The organism is Pseudoalteromonas sp. S8-8 (assembly GCF_000497875.1).
Lineage (GTDB): Bacteria > Pseudomonadota > Gammaproteobacteria > Enterobacterales > Alteromonadaceae > Pseudoalteromonas > Pseudoalteromonas arctica.
The window spans coordinates 34,051-50,129 of sequence record NZ_AUTR01000011.1; the positions used below are offsets into that span (position 1 = coordinate 34,051).

Below are 16,079 nucleotides of genomic sequence, written 5' to 3' on the forward strand. Positions count from 1 at the left end.
GTTTTAACTGCTAACTTTTACCAAATCATTTCTACAAATTCAGGGTGGTCGATATACGGGTTACGATTACCTTGAGATTCAAACGCTGCTTGGTTACGGTCAAGTTCCATTTGGCTTACAGGATCGCTGTTATGCCAGTTAAGCAGCATGGCTACAACCCAGTTCTCGAATACTTGGTTGCTTGAACCATTAAGTACAGCATTACTTGAGGTCGTTTTGGTTTGCCAAGTGCCTATTACATTTTCGTAGCGCGTTGCCATGTAAAAATAAGCGCGAGCAAAGTCACCTTTAAATTCGTCAATTGGCTCAAATACAGTACCTGAGTAATTTAATGAATTTGCGGCAGAACCTAATTTACTTCCGTTAGTTGATGTAAATGAAGCGCTTGCTACTTCACCAAATGGGAAGTTACTACGTTTTGAGTTTACATAACCGTCGGTTGCGTAAATATGATGCACATCTGAGTTCATTGGCTCAATAGTGCCGCCAAACCAGCTTTTAGGAAATGAATGCTCACGGTTGTAACAGCCGCCTTCTCCACTATAGTTACCACATTGATCGCTCACCGCAGCATAATTGTAGCTATCTGAGCCGTTTGGTTTTTCGCTATACATATCTAAAATGCTGTTATCGTTTTCAAAGTATGTATCACGTGCAGATGAATCGTAAAAATTCCAAATAGCCGAGTAACCCTGTGCATTATGATCTTTAATAATATTATAAAGCTCAGTTTTTAGTGAATAGCCCGATAGCCCTTGAGCTGTACCATAGTAGCCAGTGGGTGTTGGGTTGGTCCCGCCGCCATCACCAGAGCTACTACTTAAAGTAAATGCCGTGCTGTCTGTATTATTAAAACTTGCACCGCTAGCAAGTGTGGTAGAGCCTTGCTTAAGCGCATAACTGCCATTACCTGTTGAACAACACATGCCATCGCCGTAGCTGTCGTTAATAACAAGTGTGTAAGTTCCATCAGTTAGGCATATTTGCTCATCATACTGAGTGTTTGATGCGTAACCACTGCCGTTAGCAACAGCGCTACCTTGATTGTTATTAACGGCCCAGCTAGTTTCGCTACCGTAATTATCGGTATTAAGCGTTAAGGTAAGGCTATTGTCGGTACAGCTTGTTGATGCGCTGCCATCAGCGTTTGGTAAAAAGTTATCTACGTATACGGTTTCGCTGCCATCAAATCCACTTACATCATAAAACCTAAGCCCTACGCTAATTGTTTTATCACTACTTGCTGTATAGCTATGGCTAACTGTTTGCCATTGGTTAGTTTGTGCTTGATTTGAATAGCCTTGATAACCATCTACATACAAGCGAGCTTTAATTTTACCTTCGGTGTGGTAAACATCAGCCGAAAAGTTATAGGTTTTACCTGCTTCTACAGCAACTTGTTGTAGTAAATCAGTGTTACTTTGCGACCCTGTAGTTACATTTACAGCAGCAGAGCTACTGCCACTTTTAACTGTGCTGGTTGAGCGAGATAAAGCAATTCCGCTATCTATCGTAGTCCATGCATCAGGTGTATTACCTGACCATTGTTCAAATCCGCCATTAGCTACATTGGCCATTACAGGTAATGAGCCAAGTAACAATGCGGTACTAAGTAGTTTATTTTTATATTTCCCGTGTAACATAGTTGTTCCTATTTTTATTTTGAATGAGGAATATACCCTACATTAGTTAGGTTACAAAATTGTTAATTTAAAGTGCTGTAAAAGGCAATAATTGCCCTTTAATCTGTTTTTGAAGGTATTTTTATAAATTAATAACTAAATGGAATATCAAAGCAGATTCTATTCTTTTTTTATCTATGCAGAGCCCGTTATCCTACATACTTAGAAAACCTCAACAGATACGCTCTGGATGAGGTAAAACTCATTTTTAACAATACACAAAGTGTGTTGTGTTTAATTTTCAGGGTTATGGGGAATCGATTCATGTTGTTAGGTCAACTAAATGCTGCGGCAAGCCCGCTATCGCAAGATCAAGTACAAAAGCTGCAAGGTTTAGTGGCTGAACTTAATCCAATTCAACAAGCATGGGTAAGTGGTTACTTAGCTGCAAATGCTAATTCGGCTGCGTTAGGTGCCCCTACGGCAGGCGTACCGGCTGCGGGTGATGCAGCAGCGCTAACTATTTTATATGGTTCGCAAACAGGTAACGCAAAAGGTGTAGCTACCAAAATGAAAGAGCAGGCTGAGTCGCGAGGCTTAGCAGTTAAGCTTGTTAGCATGTCAGATTACAAACCAACAGCCCTGAAAAAAGAAAAGTTTTTAACTATCGTTGTATCTACTTACGGCGAAGGTGAGCCACCTGAAGACGCAGAAACACTTCACGAATTTTTAGCCACTAAAAAAGCGCCAAAACTAGACGATGTAAAAATAGCGGTTATTGGCTTAGGTGATTCTAGCTATGAGTTTTTCTGCCAAACAGCAAAAGATTTTGAAGAACGTTTAAATAAACTCGGTGCACAAACCATATATCAACGTGCTGATTTAGATGTAGATTACGAAGATGAAGCTGCAACATGGATTGCCGGTGCAGTTGATGCATTTGAACCTGATTTAAAAGCGCAGCAAGAAGCCGCTGGTGGTCAAGTTGTATCAATGCCATTTGGAGCACCAACGACCGCTTCAAGCCAATACACAAAGCAAAATCCATTTGAAGCAGAGCTATTAACAGTTCAAAAAATTACCGGTCGCGACTCAACTAAAGATGTACGCCACGTTGAAATTTCGCTTGAAGGTTCAGACATTACTTACACACCTGGTGATTCATTAGGTGTGTACTTTTTAAATGATGATGTATTAGTTGATGAAGTACTTACACTTACTCAAATAGATGCAACAAGCATTGTAAAAGTAGGTGATGAAGAGCTAAGCGTACGCGGCGCACTTATTGAAAAACTAGAGCTGACTCAGTCATACCCTGGTTTTGTAGAAAAATACGCAATAGCAACTGGTACGCCTGAATTATTAAAGCTTGTAGAAGATAAAGCCGCAATGCGTGCGTATATTGAACCTCGCCAAATATTTGATGTAATTCGCCAAAACCCTGCAAAAATTGATGCGCAAACATTAGTAGACTGCCTACGTAAACTACAAGCTCGTTTGTACTCAATTGCATCTAGCCAAGCTGAGGTTGAAGACGAAGTACATTTAACACTAGGTCTAGTGCAATTTGATGCATTTGATAGCGAGCATTTAGGTGGTTGTACTGGTTACTTAACTCGTCGTGCAGAAGAAGGTTGTAAAGTTAAAGTATTTAGCGAACACAACGACAATTTCCGCCTACCCACTAACGATGATACACCTGTGATTATGGTTGGTCCTGGTACGGGTATTGCGCCGTTTCGTGCATTTTTACAAGAACGTGATTCGCGTGAAGCGCAAGGCAAAAACTGGTTGTTTTTTGGTAACCCACATTTCACTCAAGACTTTTTATACCAAGTAGAAATACAGGGTTATTTAAAATCGGGTTTACTTAACAAAGTAGATGTTGCATTTAGCCGTGACCAAGCAGAAAAAGTATATGTGCAAGATAAGTTACGCAGTAACAGTAAAGACGTGTTTGAATGGTTAGAAGCTGGCGCTCACTTTTATATTTGTGGCGATGCAAATCGCATGGCAAAAGATGTACACAACGCCTTGCTTGATATTGTTAAAGAAAACACAGGCAAGAGCAATGAAGACGCAGAGCAATATTTAAAAGATTTGCGTAGCGCAAACCGCTATCAGAAAGACGTGTATTAATCACGTTTCTTATTTTATTTAACAGCTAGCAGCCGTCACTGTAACAAATTTAGGATTTAAAATGAGCGAACAAGATAAAAACGTAAAACTTTCTGATAACGAACGTTTGAAAAGAGAAAGTAACTTTTTACGTGGCACCATAGAAAAAGATTTAACAGACGAAATTACCGGTGGCTTTACAGCCGATAACTTTCAGCTAATTCGTTTTCATGGCATGTATCAGCAAGATGACCGCGATATACGTGGTGAGCGCGCTAAGCAAAAGCTAGAGCCGCTACATAATGTAATGTTACGTGCACGTATGCCTGGCGGTATTATTAAGCCAGAGCAGTGGTTAGCAATCGACAAGTTTGCAGATGACAAAACAAGCTACGGCAGTATTCGTTTAACTACGCGTCAAACATTTCAGTTTCATGGAGTGTTAAAGCCAAATATTAAAGGCATGCACCAAATGCTTGATAGCGTAGGTATAGACTCTATTGCTACAGCAGGTGACGTTAACCGTAATGTACTTTGTACTACTAACCCCGTTGAGTCTGAGTTACATCAAGAAGCTTACGATTGGGCTGCAAAAATTTCTGAACACTTATTACCAAAAACGAAAGCGTATGCCGAAATTTGGTTAAATGGCGAAAAAGCAGAAACCACAGAAGAGCCAATTTTAGGATCTAACTACTTACCGCGTAAGTTTAAAACCACGGTGACTATTCCACCTAACAACGAAGTTGATGTGCACGCTAACGATTTAAACTTTGTGGCAATTGCTGATAACGGCAAGCTAGTTGGTTTTAACGTATTAGTGGGCGGTGGCCTTGCCATGACGCACGGCGATACAGCAACGTATCCGCGTAAGGCTGATGACTTTGGCTTTATCGCGCTAGAAGATACCTTAAAAATTGCAGAGCATGTTGTATCTGTGCAGCGCGATTGGGGTAATCGTTCAAACCGTAAAAATGCAAAAACTAAATACACATTAGACCGTGTAGGTGTTGATGTATTTAAAGCAGAAGTAGAAAAACGCTCAGGCGTTACGTTTGCACCAAGCCGTCCGTTTGAGTTTACTCATCGTGGCGACCGCATTGGTTGGGTTGAAGGCATTGATGGTAAGCACCACTTAACGCTATTTATTCAAAGTGGTCGTATTTTAGACTATCCAGGCAAGCCGCTTAAAACAGGTTGTCGTAAAATCGCAGAAGTTCACCAAGGTGACATGCGTATGACGGCAAACCAAAACTTAATTATTGCTGGCGTACCTGCAGATCAAAAAGCCGTGATTGAAGAGATTGCACGTAGCCATGGCCTGATTGATGACACAGATTCGCAGCAGCGTAAAAATTCTATGGCGTGTGTTTCACTGCCAACGTGCCCACTTGCAATGGCCGAAGCAGAGCGTTACTTACCAAGCCTAGTAGAAAAAACTGAAGCATTACTTGCTAAGCACGGTATACCCGATGACAGCATTATTATGCGCGTTGTAGGTTGCCCGAACGGCTGTGGCCGCGCAATGCTTGCAGAAGCTGGTTTAGTGGGTAAAGGCCCAGGTAAATACAACGTTTACTTAGGTGGTAATTTAGAAGGTACACGTATTCCTAAATTGTACCTTGAGAACGTAGGCGAAGACGTTTACCTAGAAGCATTCGATAAGCTCATTGGCCAATGGGCAAGCGAGCGCAATGACGGTGAGTGTTTTGGTGACTTTGTTATACGCAAAGGCATTGTTGCTGAAGTAAAAGTATCGGTAACCGATTTTCACGCTTAATTAAATACCAGCGCTTTGGCGCTAGTGAGGTTTGGAATTTACCATGAGTGAATTTAAAAACATTTTACAGCTAGATAAACAAAGCCAGGCGGCTATGTTAGCTGATGCTAATGGTTTACTAGCGAATATGAGCGCAGAACAGCGTGTTGCATGGGCGCTTGATAACTTGCCTAATACGGCTTTTTTATCATCTAGCTTTGGTATTCAAGCGGCAGTAATGCTGCATTTAATGACCTCACAACGTCCAGATATTCCCGTTGTATTAACCGATACAGGCTATTTGTTTCCTGAAACGTATCAGTTTATTGAGCAAATGAGTGAGCGTTTATCACTTAACTTAAAGGTGTATAGAGCGCCGCTTAGCCCAGCATGGCAAGAGGCTAAATTCGGTAAACTATGGGAGAAAGGCGAAGACGGCATTAAGCAATATAATCAGCTTAATAAAGTAGAGCCGATGACCCGCGCGTTAAAAGAAATAGAAGCGGGCACGTGGTTTAGTGGTCTGCGCCGCGATCAATCATCTACACGTGCTGATAAGCAATTTGTAGAAATTAGCCGTGGTACCGTCAAAGTGTACCCGATTATTGAATGGTCTAACCGCGACGTGTATCAGTATCTTACTAAGCACGATTTACCTTACCACCCATTATGGGAGCAAGGTTATGTGTCTATGGGAGACGTACATACAACACGTAAGTTAGAACCAGGAATGACTGAGGAAGAAACTCGCTTTTTTGGTTTAAACCGAGAATGTGGACTACACATGGATGGTGACGGTATTTAACGCGACTACGGTGTAGTTAAATTGCAAATAAAAACGCAGCTTCTGCTGTAATGCCGATCATTTAAGAATTAGTTAATAGCACTTGAACGATCTTCTAGGTATGTAAGAATCCGAATTCTTTTGTAGAATTCGGATTTTTTTATGCAACTTTCTAATGCTCTCGATATTATTAACAACATCAAACCTAATGACGTTGAAACACTCGCAGATTTACTCCCTTTATCTCTTATCGAAGAAGCCTATGCACTGACCGAAACCGTTACACTACGAAAAAGAAAACTAACCCTAGAATCGATGGCTTGGTTGTTGATCGGGATGGTTATTTATAATGACAAATCGATGGCCGATGTCGTTAATATGCTCGACATTGTTGACCGCGATGGTAAGCCATTTGTTGCGCCAAGTGCTTTAACTCAGCGTCGTAAAAACCTAGGTGAAGCCGCCATGAAAGCCTTATTTGAATGCACCCAAAGGCATTGGAATAATGGCGCTAATCATCCTCATTGGAATGGGCTTACCTTGCTTGGTGTCGATGGTGTTGTTTGGCGTACGGATGACTCACCCCAAAACAATGAAGCCTTTACAAAACCGACCAATACACAATACCCACAGGTCAGAATGGTGTGTCAAATGGAGCTAAGCAGCCACCTAATCACGGGGAGTGCTTTTGATGATTACAAGGTCAATGAAATGGTGCTGGCTGAAAAGCTTATAGAAACCACACCCGATAACAGTCTCACTTTATTCGGCAAAGGTTTCTATTCTTTAGGGCTTTTACATAAATGGCAAACAACTGGCAGTGAACGCCATTGGCTAATCCCCCTGAAAAAAAATGTGCAATATGAAGTTATTCAAACATTAGGGCGTAATGATAAATTAGTCCAACTTAGCAGCAACCCAAGAGCAAGAAAGATGTGGCCAACGCTGCCTAACACCTTAATCGCGAGGTTAGTGACTCGAAAAATAAAGGGGAAGTCATATAGTGTGATGACATCTATGACAGATCCGATGCGATATCTGTCAGCCGATATAGGCGATTTGTACAGTCACCGCTGGGAGATAGAGCTTGGTTATCGGGAACAAAAGCAATATATGCTGGGCAATCGATTAACATTAAGAAGTCGCTTACCAGCGCTTGTAAAGCAAGAGCTGTGGGGAGTGTTGCTTACTTATAATATGGTGCGATATCAGATGGTAAAAATGTGCCACACATTAAAAGGTGATTATTTACCGTACCAACTGAGTTTCAATGGTAGTTTAGCTCAAATAATGAGGTTGCTTGTTGGATTACCTTATTCAACACCTGGAGCCATACCACGTCAATTAAAATACTTTTATGCGATGGCAGAAAGCCTAATTCTAGAGCCTCGAAGGGAACGGGGTTTTCCTCGTGCAGTCAAGCCAAGACCACAGCGGTACGCTAGAAATAAAAAAGCCGCTCACCTTAAGTGAACGGCATTACAGCTTCTGCTGCGTTTTTATTTTTTTATTAGGGTACAAAAAATTGCCTAATTAAGTATTTTTTATTAGACTCAGGGCAATAAAGGATTAATTAAAGCAGGAACGCTATGAAATACTTTACCTACTTAGCTATATCAATCATGGCTATTGCAGTTATCTCTTTGTTTTATTTAAAAAAGCCCGATGGTCAAACATGGCTTTCTGCATCATCAATTAGCAGTGAATCTCAACAAATTAAAGAAAAAATGGTTGCGCTATCTAGCAATACTTTGGACCAAGCAGTGCAGGGCTTTAAGCAAGCAGGCGATAAAATTGCGAGCAGTATTTCTGATGAACCAATCCCTGAAAGTACTACCTCAAGTAGCAAAATTTTTAAGTGGCAAGATGAAACAGGCCAATGGCACTTTTCTGATACACCTAACCCGCATGCAAAAAGTATTGAAGTAAAACTCGACCCTAAAGATATTACTGTTATTGCTGCAGAAGACACGTCTATTTTAAATACCACTCCAAGTAAAAATACAATGTCGGCTGCACCAGAGGGGATCAGTATTTTGAACCCAGACTCGGTTAAAAAGTTATTTAATGACGCCGAAAATGTAAAAGACAAACTAGAAAAACGTAATAAAGAAATTAATAATTTAAGTGCACTCTAATTATTTAGAGTGAGTGCTTTTATGGTTTTTTAAATAACGTTTTTCGGCTTCCATCAATAATACGGTTAAATATATTTTAGTGGGAAGCGACAGCAGTACACCTACAGCAATGCATGCCGCCGCTATAATTATTCCTTTAATACCATGCTCGACAGTAAAGTAACTCGACACAATTAAAGTGTGGCCAGTCACGATAAGGCACAACCCAAGCACTATTGATGTTTTAAGCAGCCTAATTATCATTGTTTGCGACATAGTTACCTCACTAAGAGTAGCCCTAGGGCCTGTTTATCTTTCGAGGTTAAATTTGCAGCAGTGTGTTTGGTATTTAGGCAAGGCAGAGCCTATGTAGTGTGGTTATTCCCCATGAATAGGCGATAACGTGGAATAAATGCCAAACATGCGCTGCCCGAAGGGTTCTGCCTAGGGGCTATTTACTCTTTGTTGCTCGGTTTTTACTTAGCCCACTAGGTTACAAACCTCACGCCGCGATTAAATAGCCCCTAGGTTGAACAAATTTTAATCCTGAAAGGTCAACAGGCCCTAGTGTAGGCACGCTTTAAATGCTTAGCATTGATTTAAGACAACAAACAGCACATATAAAAAAGCCCAGCTTATTACTAAACTGGGCTTTTAAATGTATTAACTACTGTCTTTGTTAGTCGAGCATATTACGCAGTACATATTGTAAAATACCGCCGTGTTTGTAGTAATCCCACTCTTTAGGGGTATCAATACGTACGTCAGCACTCAAGGTTACTTTTTTACCTTCGGCATTTGTAGCAATAACGGTTACTTCATCGGTTTTATCGTACAGGCCATCAATATCAAATTGTTCTTGCCCTGTTAACCCATGAGACTCGTAGCTTTCACCTTCTTTAAATTGCAGCGGTAATACACCCATACCAATTAAGTTAGAGCGATGAATTCGCTCATAGCTTTGTGCTACAACCGCTTTAACGCCTAGTAAAAGTGAGCCTTTGGCCGCCCAGTCACGAGATGAACCCGTACCGTACTCTTTACCCGCTAAAATAATGAGTGGCGTATTATTTTTTTGATACTCCATTGCTGCATCATAAATACTCTCTAGCGTATCGCCAGGCTGAGTACGTGTTACGCCGCCTTCAGTACCTGGTGCTAGTAAGTTTTTAAGACGAACATTAGCAAACGTGCCACGCATCATTACTTCGTGATTACCACGGCGTGAACCGTACGAGTTAAACTGCGCTTTATCTACGCCATTTTCTTGCAAGTATAAACCTGCTGGTGCATCTGCTTTAATAGCGCCCGCAGGAGAAATATGGTCAGTGGTTACTGAATCCCCAAGCTTAGCTAAACAACGTGCACCTTCGATAGTAGGAATACCCGGTGGTTCTACTTTCATACCATCAAAAAATGGTGCTTTTTTAATGTAGGTAGATGCGTCATCCCAATCGTAAAGTTTGCCATCTGGTATTTTAATTTGCTGCCAACGGCTATCGCCTTCGTAAACGTTAGCGTAGCTTTTTTCGAACATTTCTTTAGTTACTGTTTCTTTAACTAGGTCACTTACTTCTTTAACGCTCGGCCAAATATTTTTAAGGTAAATATCGTTACCGTTAGCATCTTGAGCCAGGGGTTCGTTGTATACGTCAATATCGGTTCTGCCCGCAATGGCGTAAGCAACAACAAGCGGAGGGGATGCTAAAAAGTTCATTTTAACATCTTGGTGAATACGACCTTCAAAGTTACGGTTACCCGATAAAATAGAGCTAACCACTAATTTATGCTTTTGAATCGCATCTGATATTTCAGTCGCTAGTGGGCCTGAGTTACCAATACAGGTAGTACAACCATAGCCAACTAAGTTAAAGCCTAAGCTTTCTAAGTCGTCCATTAAGCCGGCTTTTTCTAGGTAGTCGGTAACTACTTTAGAACCTGGAGCAAGTGATGTTTTAACCCAAGGTTTTACATTAATTCCTAACTGTTTTGCTTTTTTAGCAACCAAACCAGCAGCTAAAATTACACTTGGGTTAGAAGTATTAGTACAGCTGGTAATCGCGGCAATAACGCAAGCACCATCGTTTAGCTCAAACTCTTGTCCTTTAAATTTAACTTTAGCGGCGCCCATAAACTGCGCTTCATTAACTGGTTCATCTGGGTTTGTTGTTGGACCTTCGCCTTCGATACGAGCTTGTTCTTCATCGCTATTATCACGACGAGCCATACGTTCATCTTGAAAGTTTTTTAAATGCTGGCTAATCACTTCACCAGCCTTGTTTAGGGAAATTCTATCCTGTGGTCGTTTAGGGCCTGCAAGGCTTGGTACAACATCACCCAATTTAAGCTCGAGTGTATCGGTATAGCTAGCTTCGTCGCCATCGTTACGCCATAAACCTTGGTGTTTTGCGTAATCCTCAATGAGTTTTAGCTGCTTTTCGTCGCGGTTTGTTAAGCGAAGGTAGTTAATGGTTTCATCATCAATCGGGAAAATACCACACGTAGCGCCGTATTCTGGTGCCATATTCGCTATGGTTGCTCTATCGGCAAGTGGTAAGTCGGCAAGGCCGTCACCATAAAACTCTACAAATTTACCCACTACGCCATGGTTACGCAGTATCTCTGTTACTGTTAATACTAAATCGGTTGCGGTCGTGCCTTCAGGTAAGCGGCCGCTTAGCTTCATACCCACTACTTGTGGGATCAGTAAACTAATTGGTTGACCCAACATAGCTGCTTCGGCTTCAATGCCGCCTACACCCCAACCAAGTACACCTAAGCCATTTATCATGGTTGTGTGAGAGTCGGTACCTACGAGAGTGTCTGGGTAAGCGAATTTTTTGCCATCGCGCTCTTCATTAAAAACAACGCGTGCTAAGTATTCTAAATTCACTTGGTGAACAATACCGGTTGCTGGTGGCACTACTTTTAAATTATCAAAAGCGGTTTGTCCCCAGCGTAAAAATTCGTAACGTTCTTTATTTCGGTCGTATTCTAGTTTTGCATTTAAATCAAAAGCACCATCGTTACCATAACCATCTACTTGTACCGAGTGATCAATGACAAGCTCAGCAGGTGATAACGGGTTTATTTTTGCGGGATCTCCACCTAGTTTTTCCATTGCGTCACGCATCGCGGCTAAATCAACAATAGCGGGTACGCCGGTAAAATCTTGCATAACAACACGGGCGGGAGTAAAGGCAACTTCAGATGCAGGCTTTGCTTGAGGGTCCCAATTAAGGAGAGCTTGAATATCTTGTTCTTTTATATTTGCGCCATCTTCGTTACGAAGAAGGTTTTCAAGTAATACTTTTAAGGAAAAGGGCAATCGTTTCGCTTTGTCGCCAAGTCCTTTTAGAGAATGAATATGATATTGCTCACCATTTATTGTGAGCTGATGTTGGGTATCGAAACTATTATTCATTATTTGCCCCTTTATGAATTAGAAAAATATTTTGAAGAGTGACCTCTGTAGTGTTCGAGTTGCAAAGTACATACCAGTGTAAAAAATCGTGTTTAGAGAATGAATTTTGTACAGTTAATATAGTAGAGATGATGCTGAAAAGTTTAATTTCAAGAGATGATTTGAAAGAGGTAGGGTCAAAAGTTATTTCGACCCTTATTAATTATTGTAACCAACCTTGTTGCTTACCTTTAATACTCAAACAAAGTAAAGCAATGGCAATAATGATTACAAAAATAGGCATAAATACAGCACTTGCGCCAAGTAGCTCAATACTGTTTATGACCACAAAATTATAATATTGCTGAATTAAAATAGCGCCGAGCGATAGCGCAAAAGTAGGTGTTGCCAGCGCGTTTTTAGCAAGTAAAAACAGACAACCAAAAGTGCTTCCAAATACAGCTATAGCAAATGCAATGGTTGACCAAATAGGAATGTTAGAGTAGGCAGTTTGTTGATCTAGTGGAAGTTTACCTATCATTTCGGGTGTCATCATCATGTGCATAGCAAATGCAATAACGCCAAGTAAGTTCCATATTAGTGCCGCCCATACAACTGGCTTAAACCAATTTTTAGGTGTTTTAACAGACATTTTATAACCTTGTTTTTATTATTATTAACTAGGTTATTAAAGAGTAAAAAGGCCAACTATACAAGTTGACCTTTTTATATAAAAAGAGGGCTTTTAAATGCTTAACCAAATGAAATAGGACGACGACCTGTTTTATCATCTACTTTTGGTTTTTTAGTTCGCTTGCGCTTACTTTTAGCTGGCTGATTTGTTGGTTGTGGTGCAGCTTGCTTTGACTCTGCCTGAGTTTGTACCGCAGGTTTTTCTGCAGGGGTTGCATCTTCACTTAGCGCAAGTTTAAAAAATTCGCCATCAAATTCTAATACATCGCCACTGTATAATTTTTTCCGCTTTATTGTACAAATTTCATGGTTAACACCCACATAGCCTTCGGTAATTAGGTTTTTAGCTTGGCCGCCACCTTCAACTAAGTTTAGTACTTTTAATAATTTACAAAGCTCAATCGGCTCTTCTTCTAATTCTATTTCTATGTATTCTTCGTTCATATTTGCTCTCGGTGGGGTAACGCACAAGCTGTAGTATAAAGGCTTGCAGCTACTTTTGCACCAAAGCAAGTGACTTTCGTTAATTGTAATACGTAAATAGTTATGAAATTTTTTATGTATTTTATCTGTCTTTAAAAAAACTGAAGCAATTGAAGAGTAACCTTTGCAGCAGTTAATTTTACGTATGGCCTGCTAATTGCTAAAACTTTGGCGGATTAAATAGTTTTCATTAAATGGAGTAGGAAATGGGCGTAAGATTAGCAATGAAAAAAGAGCTAATGGGATTAGACAATTCAGGTATGTTAACTGCTGACGATGTTAGAGAGCACCTTGCTAATTCTGTAAAAAAGCAAGCTGATCAAGATGAACGCGGTTTTTCTGTAATTTCAAAGTTCAATGATACCCATAGCCGTTTAGTTAGTGGTGATGCCACGAGAAAAACAAAACTCGAGTTTGAACGACATCGTTTATTTAAAGAAGTTTTATATACTCGAAAAAGTGTTGATGCTTGGTTAGATAGCCAAACAAATTAAATTGCTATAAATAGTTACCTTTAATAGACTACAAGCGTAATCAAAAGGGGTAACTATGAAAAATGGAATTTTAATGTGTGTGTTGGCATTACCATTAGCTGCGTGCCAACAACCTACCGTGTATGTATTTAGTGAAAACTTGCAAGATGAACAGAGCAATCAGCTCGATGCTGCGCTAAAAGCACAATCGCTCCCTTATGAATATGTACCGCTGGCAATCCCATCAGAGTTTGGTGAGGCTACATTACTCTTATCAAGTGACAAAATTTACCCAAAAGAGACTGAGCAGTTAGCTACTATTATGCAGGGGCTAGGTTACGAGCCACAAGTTAACTATACAACGCGTTCAAATCATTTTTATGGTGATGGCAATATAGGCTTTTATCTAAAAAATGCAGTGGCGGGTACAACCTTTGTTATGCCTAAAAAGTTACGAACAACTCAATGCAGCGAAGACAAGTACAATGATTTACTCGTCACATTTACAGATAAATATGCTGACTTTACCTTACCCAGTGGCGCTGTTGTAAGGTTAGGTTGGGAGTTTTTATACGGTTACGTTGTCATTTATTACAAAAATTATTCGCAAACATACAGTCACTCACAACCACTTATAAATACGCCCTTTGGCGCCAAACCATCTGATACTTACAGGTTTACAGCTCACGTTAATAACCCCAGCTGGCTTGATTGCTCACTACAAATTATTTATATGGACTGAACTAACCGTGAGTTTCTATATGCTCGCTTAGTTTGGCAATGCGCAGACTCATACCTTCTATAATTCGGTCTTTAATTTTTTCGCGGATAACATTAGGTAAGCGGGTGAGTGCTTCAGGGGTAATAGCGAGGACTATACTGTCGGTTTTAGCGCGAGCACTAGTACTACGCTCTCGGTTATTTATAAAGGCACCTTCACCTATAAATTCACCGGGCTCTATAGTGCCAAGTTCTAGCAAATGATTATGTTTAAATACTAATAACGCGCCGCTAAGTACAATGTACAAACGTTTGTCGTTATCGTATTGCTTAAATAAAAATTGATGCTGGCTTACTAAATACAACAGGCCGAACGACTCTAATAAGACTTGGCGCTCGCTGAGCGTAAATTCTTTAAAAAAGTGCAGCCTGTTTATAATTTCCATTTGTTTAAACAAAGGAATATGTTCGATTAGCTTCATCAATAACCAAATGTGTTAAAAGCGTTTAATCAGCTAATATTGCGCTCTTTTAATTTTCGGGTCAACGTGTTGCGTCCCCAACCAATTTTTATAGCAGCATCTTGCTTATGACCAGAACAATTAGCCAGTGCGGTTTTAATTAAGCGAGTTTCTAGCTGGGCTTGAATGTCAGGCCAAATATTTTCTTTGCCTTGTTTAAGCTCTTGATTAAGCCATTGCTGAAACGCATCTAGCCAATCACCTTCTTCCTGGGTTGGCGAAGCATCCAGAATCTCTGGAGGTAAGTCTTGCTCGCTTACAAGCTCACCCGGTGCCATTACAGTAAGCCAGCGACAGGTGTTTTCTAATTGGCGTACATTGCCTGGCCAATTAAATAAGCGTAATTGCTCAGTTGCCTTAGGGCTCAGCACTTTGCTTTCTACTTGTAGCTCTTTAGCGCTTTTATGTAAAAAGTGTTGCGATAAGCTTTCTATATCTTCAGTACGCTCTCGAAGAGCAGGTAAACGTAGGCGCACAACATTAAGACGATGGAATAAATCATCCCTAAACTTGCCCTGTTTAACTAAATCTTCAAGGTTTTGGTGCGTAGCCGCAATAATACGCACATCTACTTTTATACTTTGATGGCCACCAACGCGATAAAACTCACCATCGGCAAGAACGCGTAATAAACGTGTTTGTACATCAAGTGGCATATCACCAATTTCATCTAAAAATAGTGTGCCGCCATTGGCTTGCTCAAAGCGGCCTTTACGCACGCTGTCGGCGCCCGTAAATGCGCCTTTTTCGTGGCCAAATAACTCTGACTCAACAAGCTCTTTTGGAATGGCTGCCATGTTAAGTGCAATAAATTGATTTTCTTTACGTGGGCTATGATTGTGCAGCGCACTGGCGACAAGTTCTTTACCTGTTCCAGATTCGCCATTTATTAATACGCTCATGCTAGAGGCCGATAGTTTACCTATCGCTCTAAACACTTCTTGCATTGCGGGCGCTTCACCAATTATGTGGGCACTTTTTGGTGGAGCTTGCTTGCGTTTAGTTTTTTTAGTGGAGTTTGCTCTGCATGCGCTTTCGACTAGCGCCACTGCTTCGTTTAAATCAAACGGCTTAGCGAGGTATTCAAAAGCACCTTTTTGGAATGCATTTACAGCTGAGTCTAAATCTGAGTGCGCAGTCATTATAATAACCGGCAGCCCAGGGTTTTGCTCTGCAATAAGTTCAAGCAACGCCATACCATCCATACCAGGCATTCGTACGTCAGAAACTAAAACAGTAGGTTGGCTAAACTTTAGGGCGCTTAGTACATCTTGCGCATTAGCAAAGCTCTCTGTGTTAAACCCTGCACGGGTTAGTGCTTTTTCAAGTACAAATCGAATAGAAGCATCATCATCTACAAGCCAAACTGTTTTCATGCAAACTCCA

Annotated in this window: 14 protein-coding genes; 7 read left to right on the plus strand and 7 right to left on the minus strand. The window is 40.7% G+C overall.

Annotated elements, in window-relative coordinates; all coding sequences use genetic code 11:
• Positions 1-17: 17 nt before the first annotated feature.
• On the minus strand, positions 18-1,643 hold the full coding sequence (locus L659_RS0102780) for an endonuclease (protein ID WP_024589521.1): 1,626 nt from the start codon (positions 1,641-1,643) through the stop codon (positions 18-20).
• A gap of 303 nt (positions 1,644-1,946) precedes the next feature.
• On the opposite strand from L659_RS0102780, the gene L659_RS0102785 reads away from it, so the two are divergent.
• The 5 genes from L659_RS0102785 (at position 1,947) to L659_RS0102805 (ending at position 8,421) form a co-directional block, all read left to right on the plus strand.
• Positions 1,947-3,761: an assimilatory sulfite reductase (NADPH) flavoprotein subunit gene (locus L659_RS0102785; protein WP_024589522.1), complete on the plus strand. Its 1,815-nt coding sequence runs from the start codon at positions 1,947-1,949 to the stop codon at positions 3,759-3,761.
• A gap of 61 nt (positions 3,762-3,822) precedes the next feature.
• Positions 3,823-5,520, plus strand: coding sequence for an assimilatory sulfite reductase (NADPH) hemoprotein subunit (cysI, locus tag L659_RS0102790; RefSeq protein WP_024589523.1), 1,698 nt, complete (start codon positions 3,823-3,825; stop codon positions 5,518-5,520).
• Positions 5,521-5,563: 43 nt separating this feature from the next.
• Positions 5,564-6,304, plus strand: coding sequence for a phosphoadenylyl-sulfate reductase (locus L659_RS0102795; RefSeq protein ID WP_024589524.1), 741 nt, complete (start codon positions 5,564-5,566; stop codon positions 6,302-6,304).
• A gap of 141 nt (positions 6,305-6,445) precedes the next feature.
• Positions 6,446-7,756, plus strand: a complete 1,311-nt coding sequence (locus L659_RS0102800) for an IS4 family transposase (protein ID WP_024589525.1) — start codon at positions 6,446-6,448, stop codon at positions 7,754-7,756.
• A gap of 116 nt (positions 7,757-7,872) precedes the next feature.
• The gene (locus L659_RS0102805) at positions 7,873-8,421 is read left to right on the plus strand and encodes a DUF4124 domain-containing protein (protein ID WP_024589526.1); all 549 of its coding nucleotides are present in this window, start codon (positions 7,873-7,875) and stop codon (positions 8,419-8,421) included.
• Here L659_RS0102805 and L659_RS0102810 read toward each other — a convergent pair whose 3' ends face one another.
• The 4 genes from L659_RS0102810 to L659_RS0102825 all read right to left on the minus strand — a co-directional run bounded on the left by L659_RS0102810 (position 8,422) and on the right by L659_RS0102825 (position 12,940).
• The gene (locus L659_RS0102810; protein ID WP_024589527.1) at positions 8,422-8,676 is read right to left on the minus strand and encodes a hypothetical protein; all 255 of its coding nucleotides are present in this window, start codon (positions 8,674-8,676) and stop codon (positions 8,422-8,424) included.
• A gap of 403 nt (positions 8,677-9,079) precedes the next feature.
• The gene (acnA, locus tag L659_RS0102815; protein ID WP_024589528.1) at positions 9,080-11,824 is read right to left on the minus strand and encodes an aconitate hydratase AcnA; all 2,745 of its coding nucleotides are present in this window, start codon (positions 11,822-11,824) and stop codon (positions 9,080-9,082) included.
• 202 nt (positions 11,825-12,026) lie between these two features.
• On the minus strand, positions 12,027-12,455 hold the full coding sequence (locus tag L659_RS0102820; RefSeq protein ID WP_024589529.1) for a hypothetical protein: 429 nt from the start codon (positions 12,453-12,455) through the stop codon (positions 12,027-12,029).
• A 101-nt stretch (positions 12,456-12,556) separates the two neighbouring features.
• Positions 12,557-12,940, minus strand: coding sequence for an RNA-binding S4 domain-containing protein (locus L659_RS0102825; protein ID WP_010554787.1), 384 nt, complete (start codon positions 12,938-12,940; stop codon positions 12,557-12,559).
• Positions 12,941-13,185: 245 nt separating this feature from the next.
• Between L659_RS0102825 and L659_RS0102830 the strand changes: the two genes are divergently transcribed.
• Together L659_RS0102830 and L659_RS0102835 are read left to right on the plus strand one after the other, a co-directional pair.
• Complete coding sequence (locus L659_RS0102830) at positions 13,186-13,473, plus strand: hypothetical protein (RefSeq protein ID WP_007582180.1); 288 nt, start codon at positions 13,186-13,188, stop codon at positions 13,471-13,473.
• Positions 13,474-13,528: 55 nt separating this feature from the next.
• A complete protein-coding gene (locus L659_RS0102835) occupies positions 13,529-14,194 on the plus strand; it encodes a hypothetical protein (RefSeq protein WP_024589530.1) in 666 nt (221 codons plus the stop codon).
• A gap of 1 nt (position 14,195) precedes the next feature.
• On the opposite strand, the gene L659_RS0102840 is transcribed toward L659_RS0102835, so the two are convergent.
• Entirely contained in the window at positions 14,196-14,654 is a 459-nt protein-coding gene (locus tag L659_RS0102840; protein ID WP_010554789.1) for a cyclic nucleotide-binding domain-containing protein, read from the minus strand.
• Positions 14,655-14,683: 29 nt separating this feature from the next.
• Positions 14,684-16,069 carry a nitrogen regulation protein NR(I) gene (ntrC, locus tag L659_RS0102845; protein ID WP_007582175.1) on the minus strand — a complete coding sequence of 462 codons (1,386 nt, stop codon included), beginning with the start codon at positions 16,067-16,069 and terminating at the stop codon, positions 14,684-14,686.
• Positions 16,070-16,079 lie beyond the last annotated feature (10 nt).

Excerpts from the sequence above, each read along its gene's own strand:
- L659_RS0102810 (WP_024589527.1), bottom strand. The coding sequence starts at position 8,676 with ATGTCGCAAACAATGATAATTAGGCTGCTTAAAACATCAATAGTGCTT.
- ntrC (WP_007582175.1), bottom strand. The coding sequence starts at position 16,069 with ATGAAAACAGTTTGGCTTGTAGATGATGATGCTTCTATTCGATTTGTA.
- L659_RS0102825 (WP_010554787.1), bottom strand. The coding sequence starts at position 12,940 with ATGAACGAAGAATACATAGAAATAGAATTAGAAGAAGAGCCGATTGAG.
- L659_RS0102820 (WP_024589529.1), bottom strand. The coding sequence starts at position 12,455 with ATGTCTGTTAAAACACCTAAAAATTGGTTTAAGCCAGTTGTATGGGCG.
- L659_RS0102785 (WP_024589522.1), top strand. The coding sequence starts at position 1,947 with ATGTTGTTAGGTCAACTAAATGCTGCGGCAAGCCCGCTATCGCAAGAT.
- L659_RS0102800 (WP_024589525.1), top strand. The coding sequence starts at position 6,446 with ATGCAACTTTCTAATGCTCTCGATATTATTAACAACATCAAACCTAAT.
- L659_RS0102780 (WP_024589521.1), bottom strand. The coding sequence starts at position 1,643 with ATGTTACACGGGAAATATAAAAATAAACTACTTAGTACCGCATTGTTA.
- L659_RS0102830 (WP_007582180.1), top strand. The coding sequence starts at position 13,186 with ATGGGCGTAAGATTAGCAATGAAAAAAGAGCTAATGGGATTAGACAAT.
- L659_RS0102835 (WP_024589530.1), top strand. The coding sequence starts at position 13,529 with ATGAAAAATGGAATTTTAATGTGTGTGTTGGCATTACCATTAGCTGCG.
- L659_RS0102795 (WP_024589524.1), top strand. The coding sequence starts at position 5,564 with ATGAGTGAATTTAAAAACATTTTACAGCTAGATAAACAAAGCCAGGCG.
- L659_RS0102840 (WP_010554789.1), bottom strand. The coding sequence starts at position 14,654 with ATGAAGCTAATCGAACATATTCCTTTGTTTAAACAAATGGAAATTATA.
- cysI (WP_024589523.1), top strand. The coding sequence starts at position 3,823 with ATGAGCGAACAAGATAAAAACGTAAAACTTTCTGATAACGAACGTTTG.
- L659_RS0102805 (WP_024589526.1), top strand. The coding sequence starts at position 7,873 with ATGAAATACTTTACCTACTTAGCTATATCAATCATGGCTATTGCAGTT.
- acnA (WP_024589528.1), bottom strand. The coding sequence starts at position 11,824 with ATGAATAATAGTTTCGATACCCAACATCAGCTCACAATAAATGGTGAG.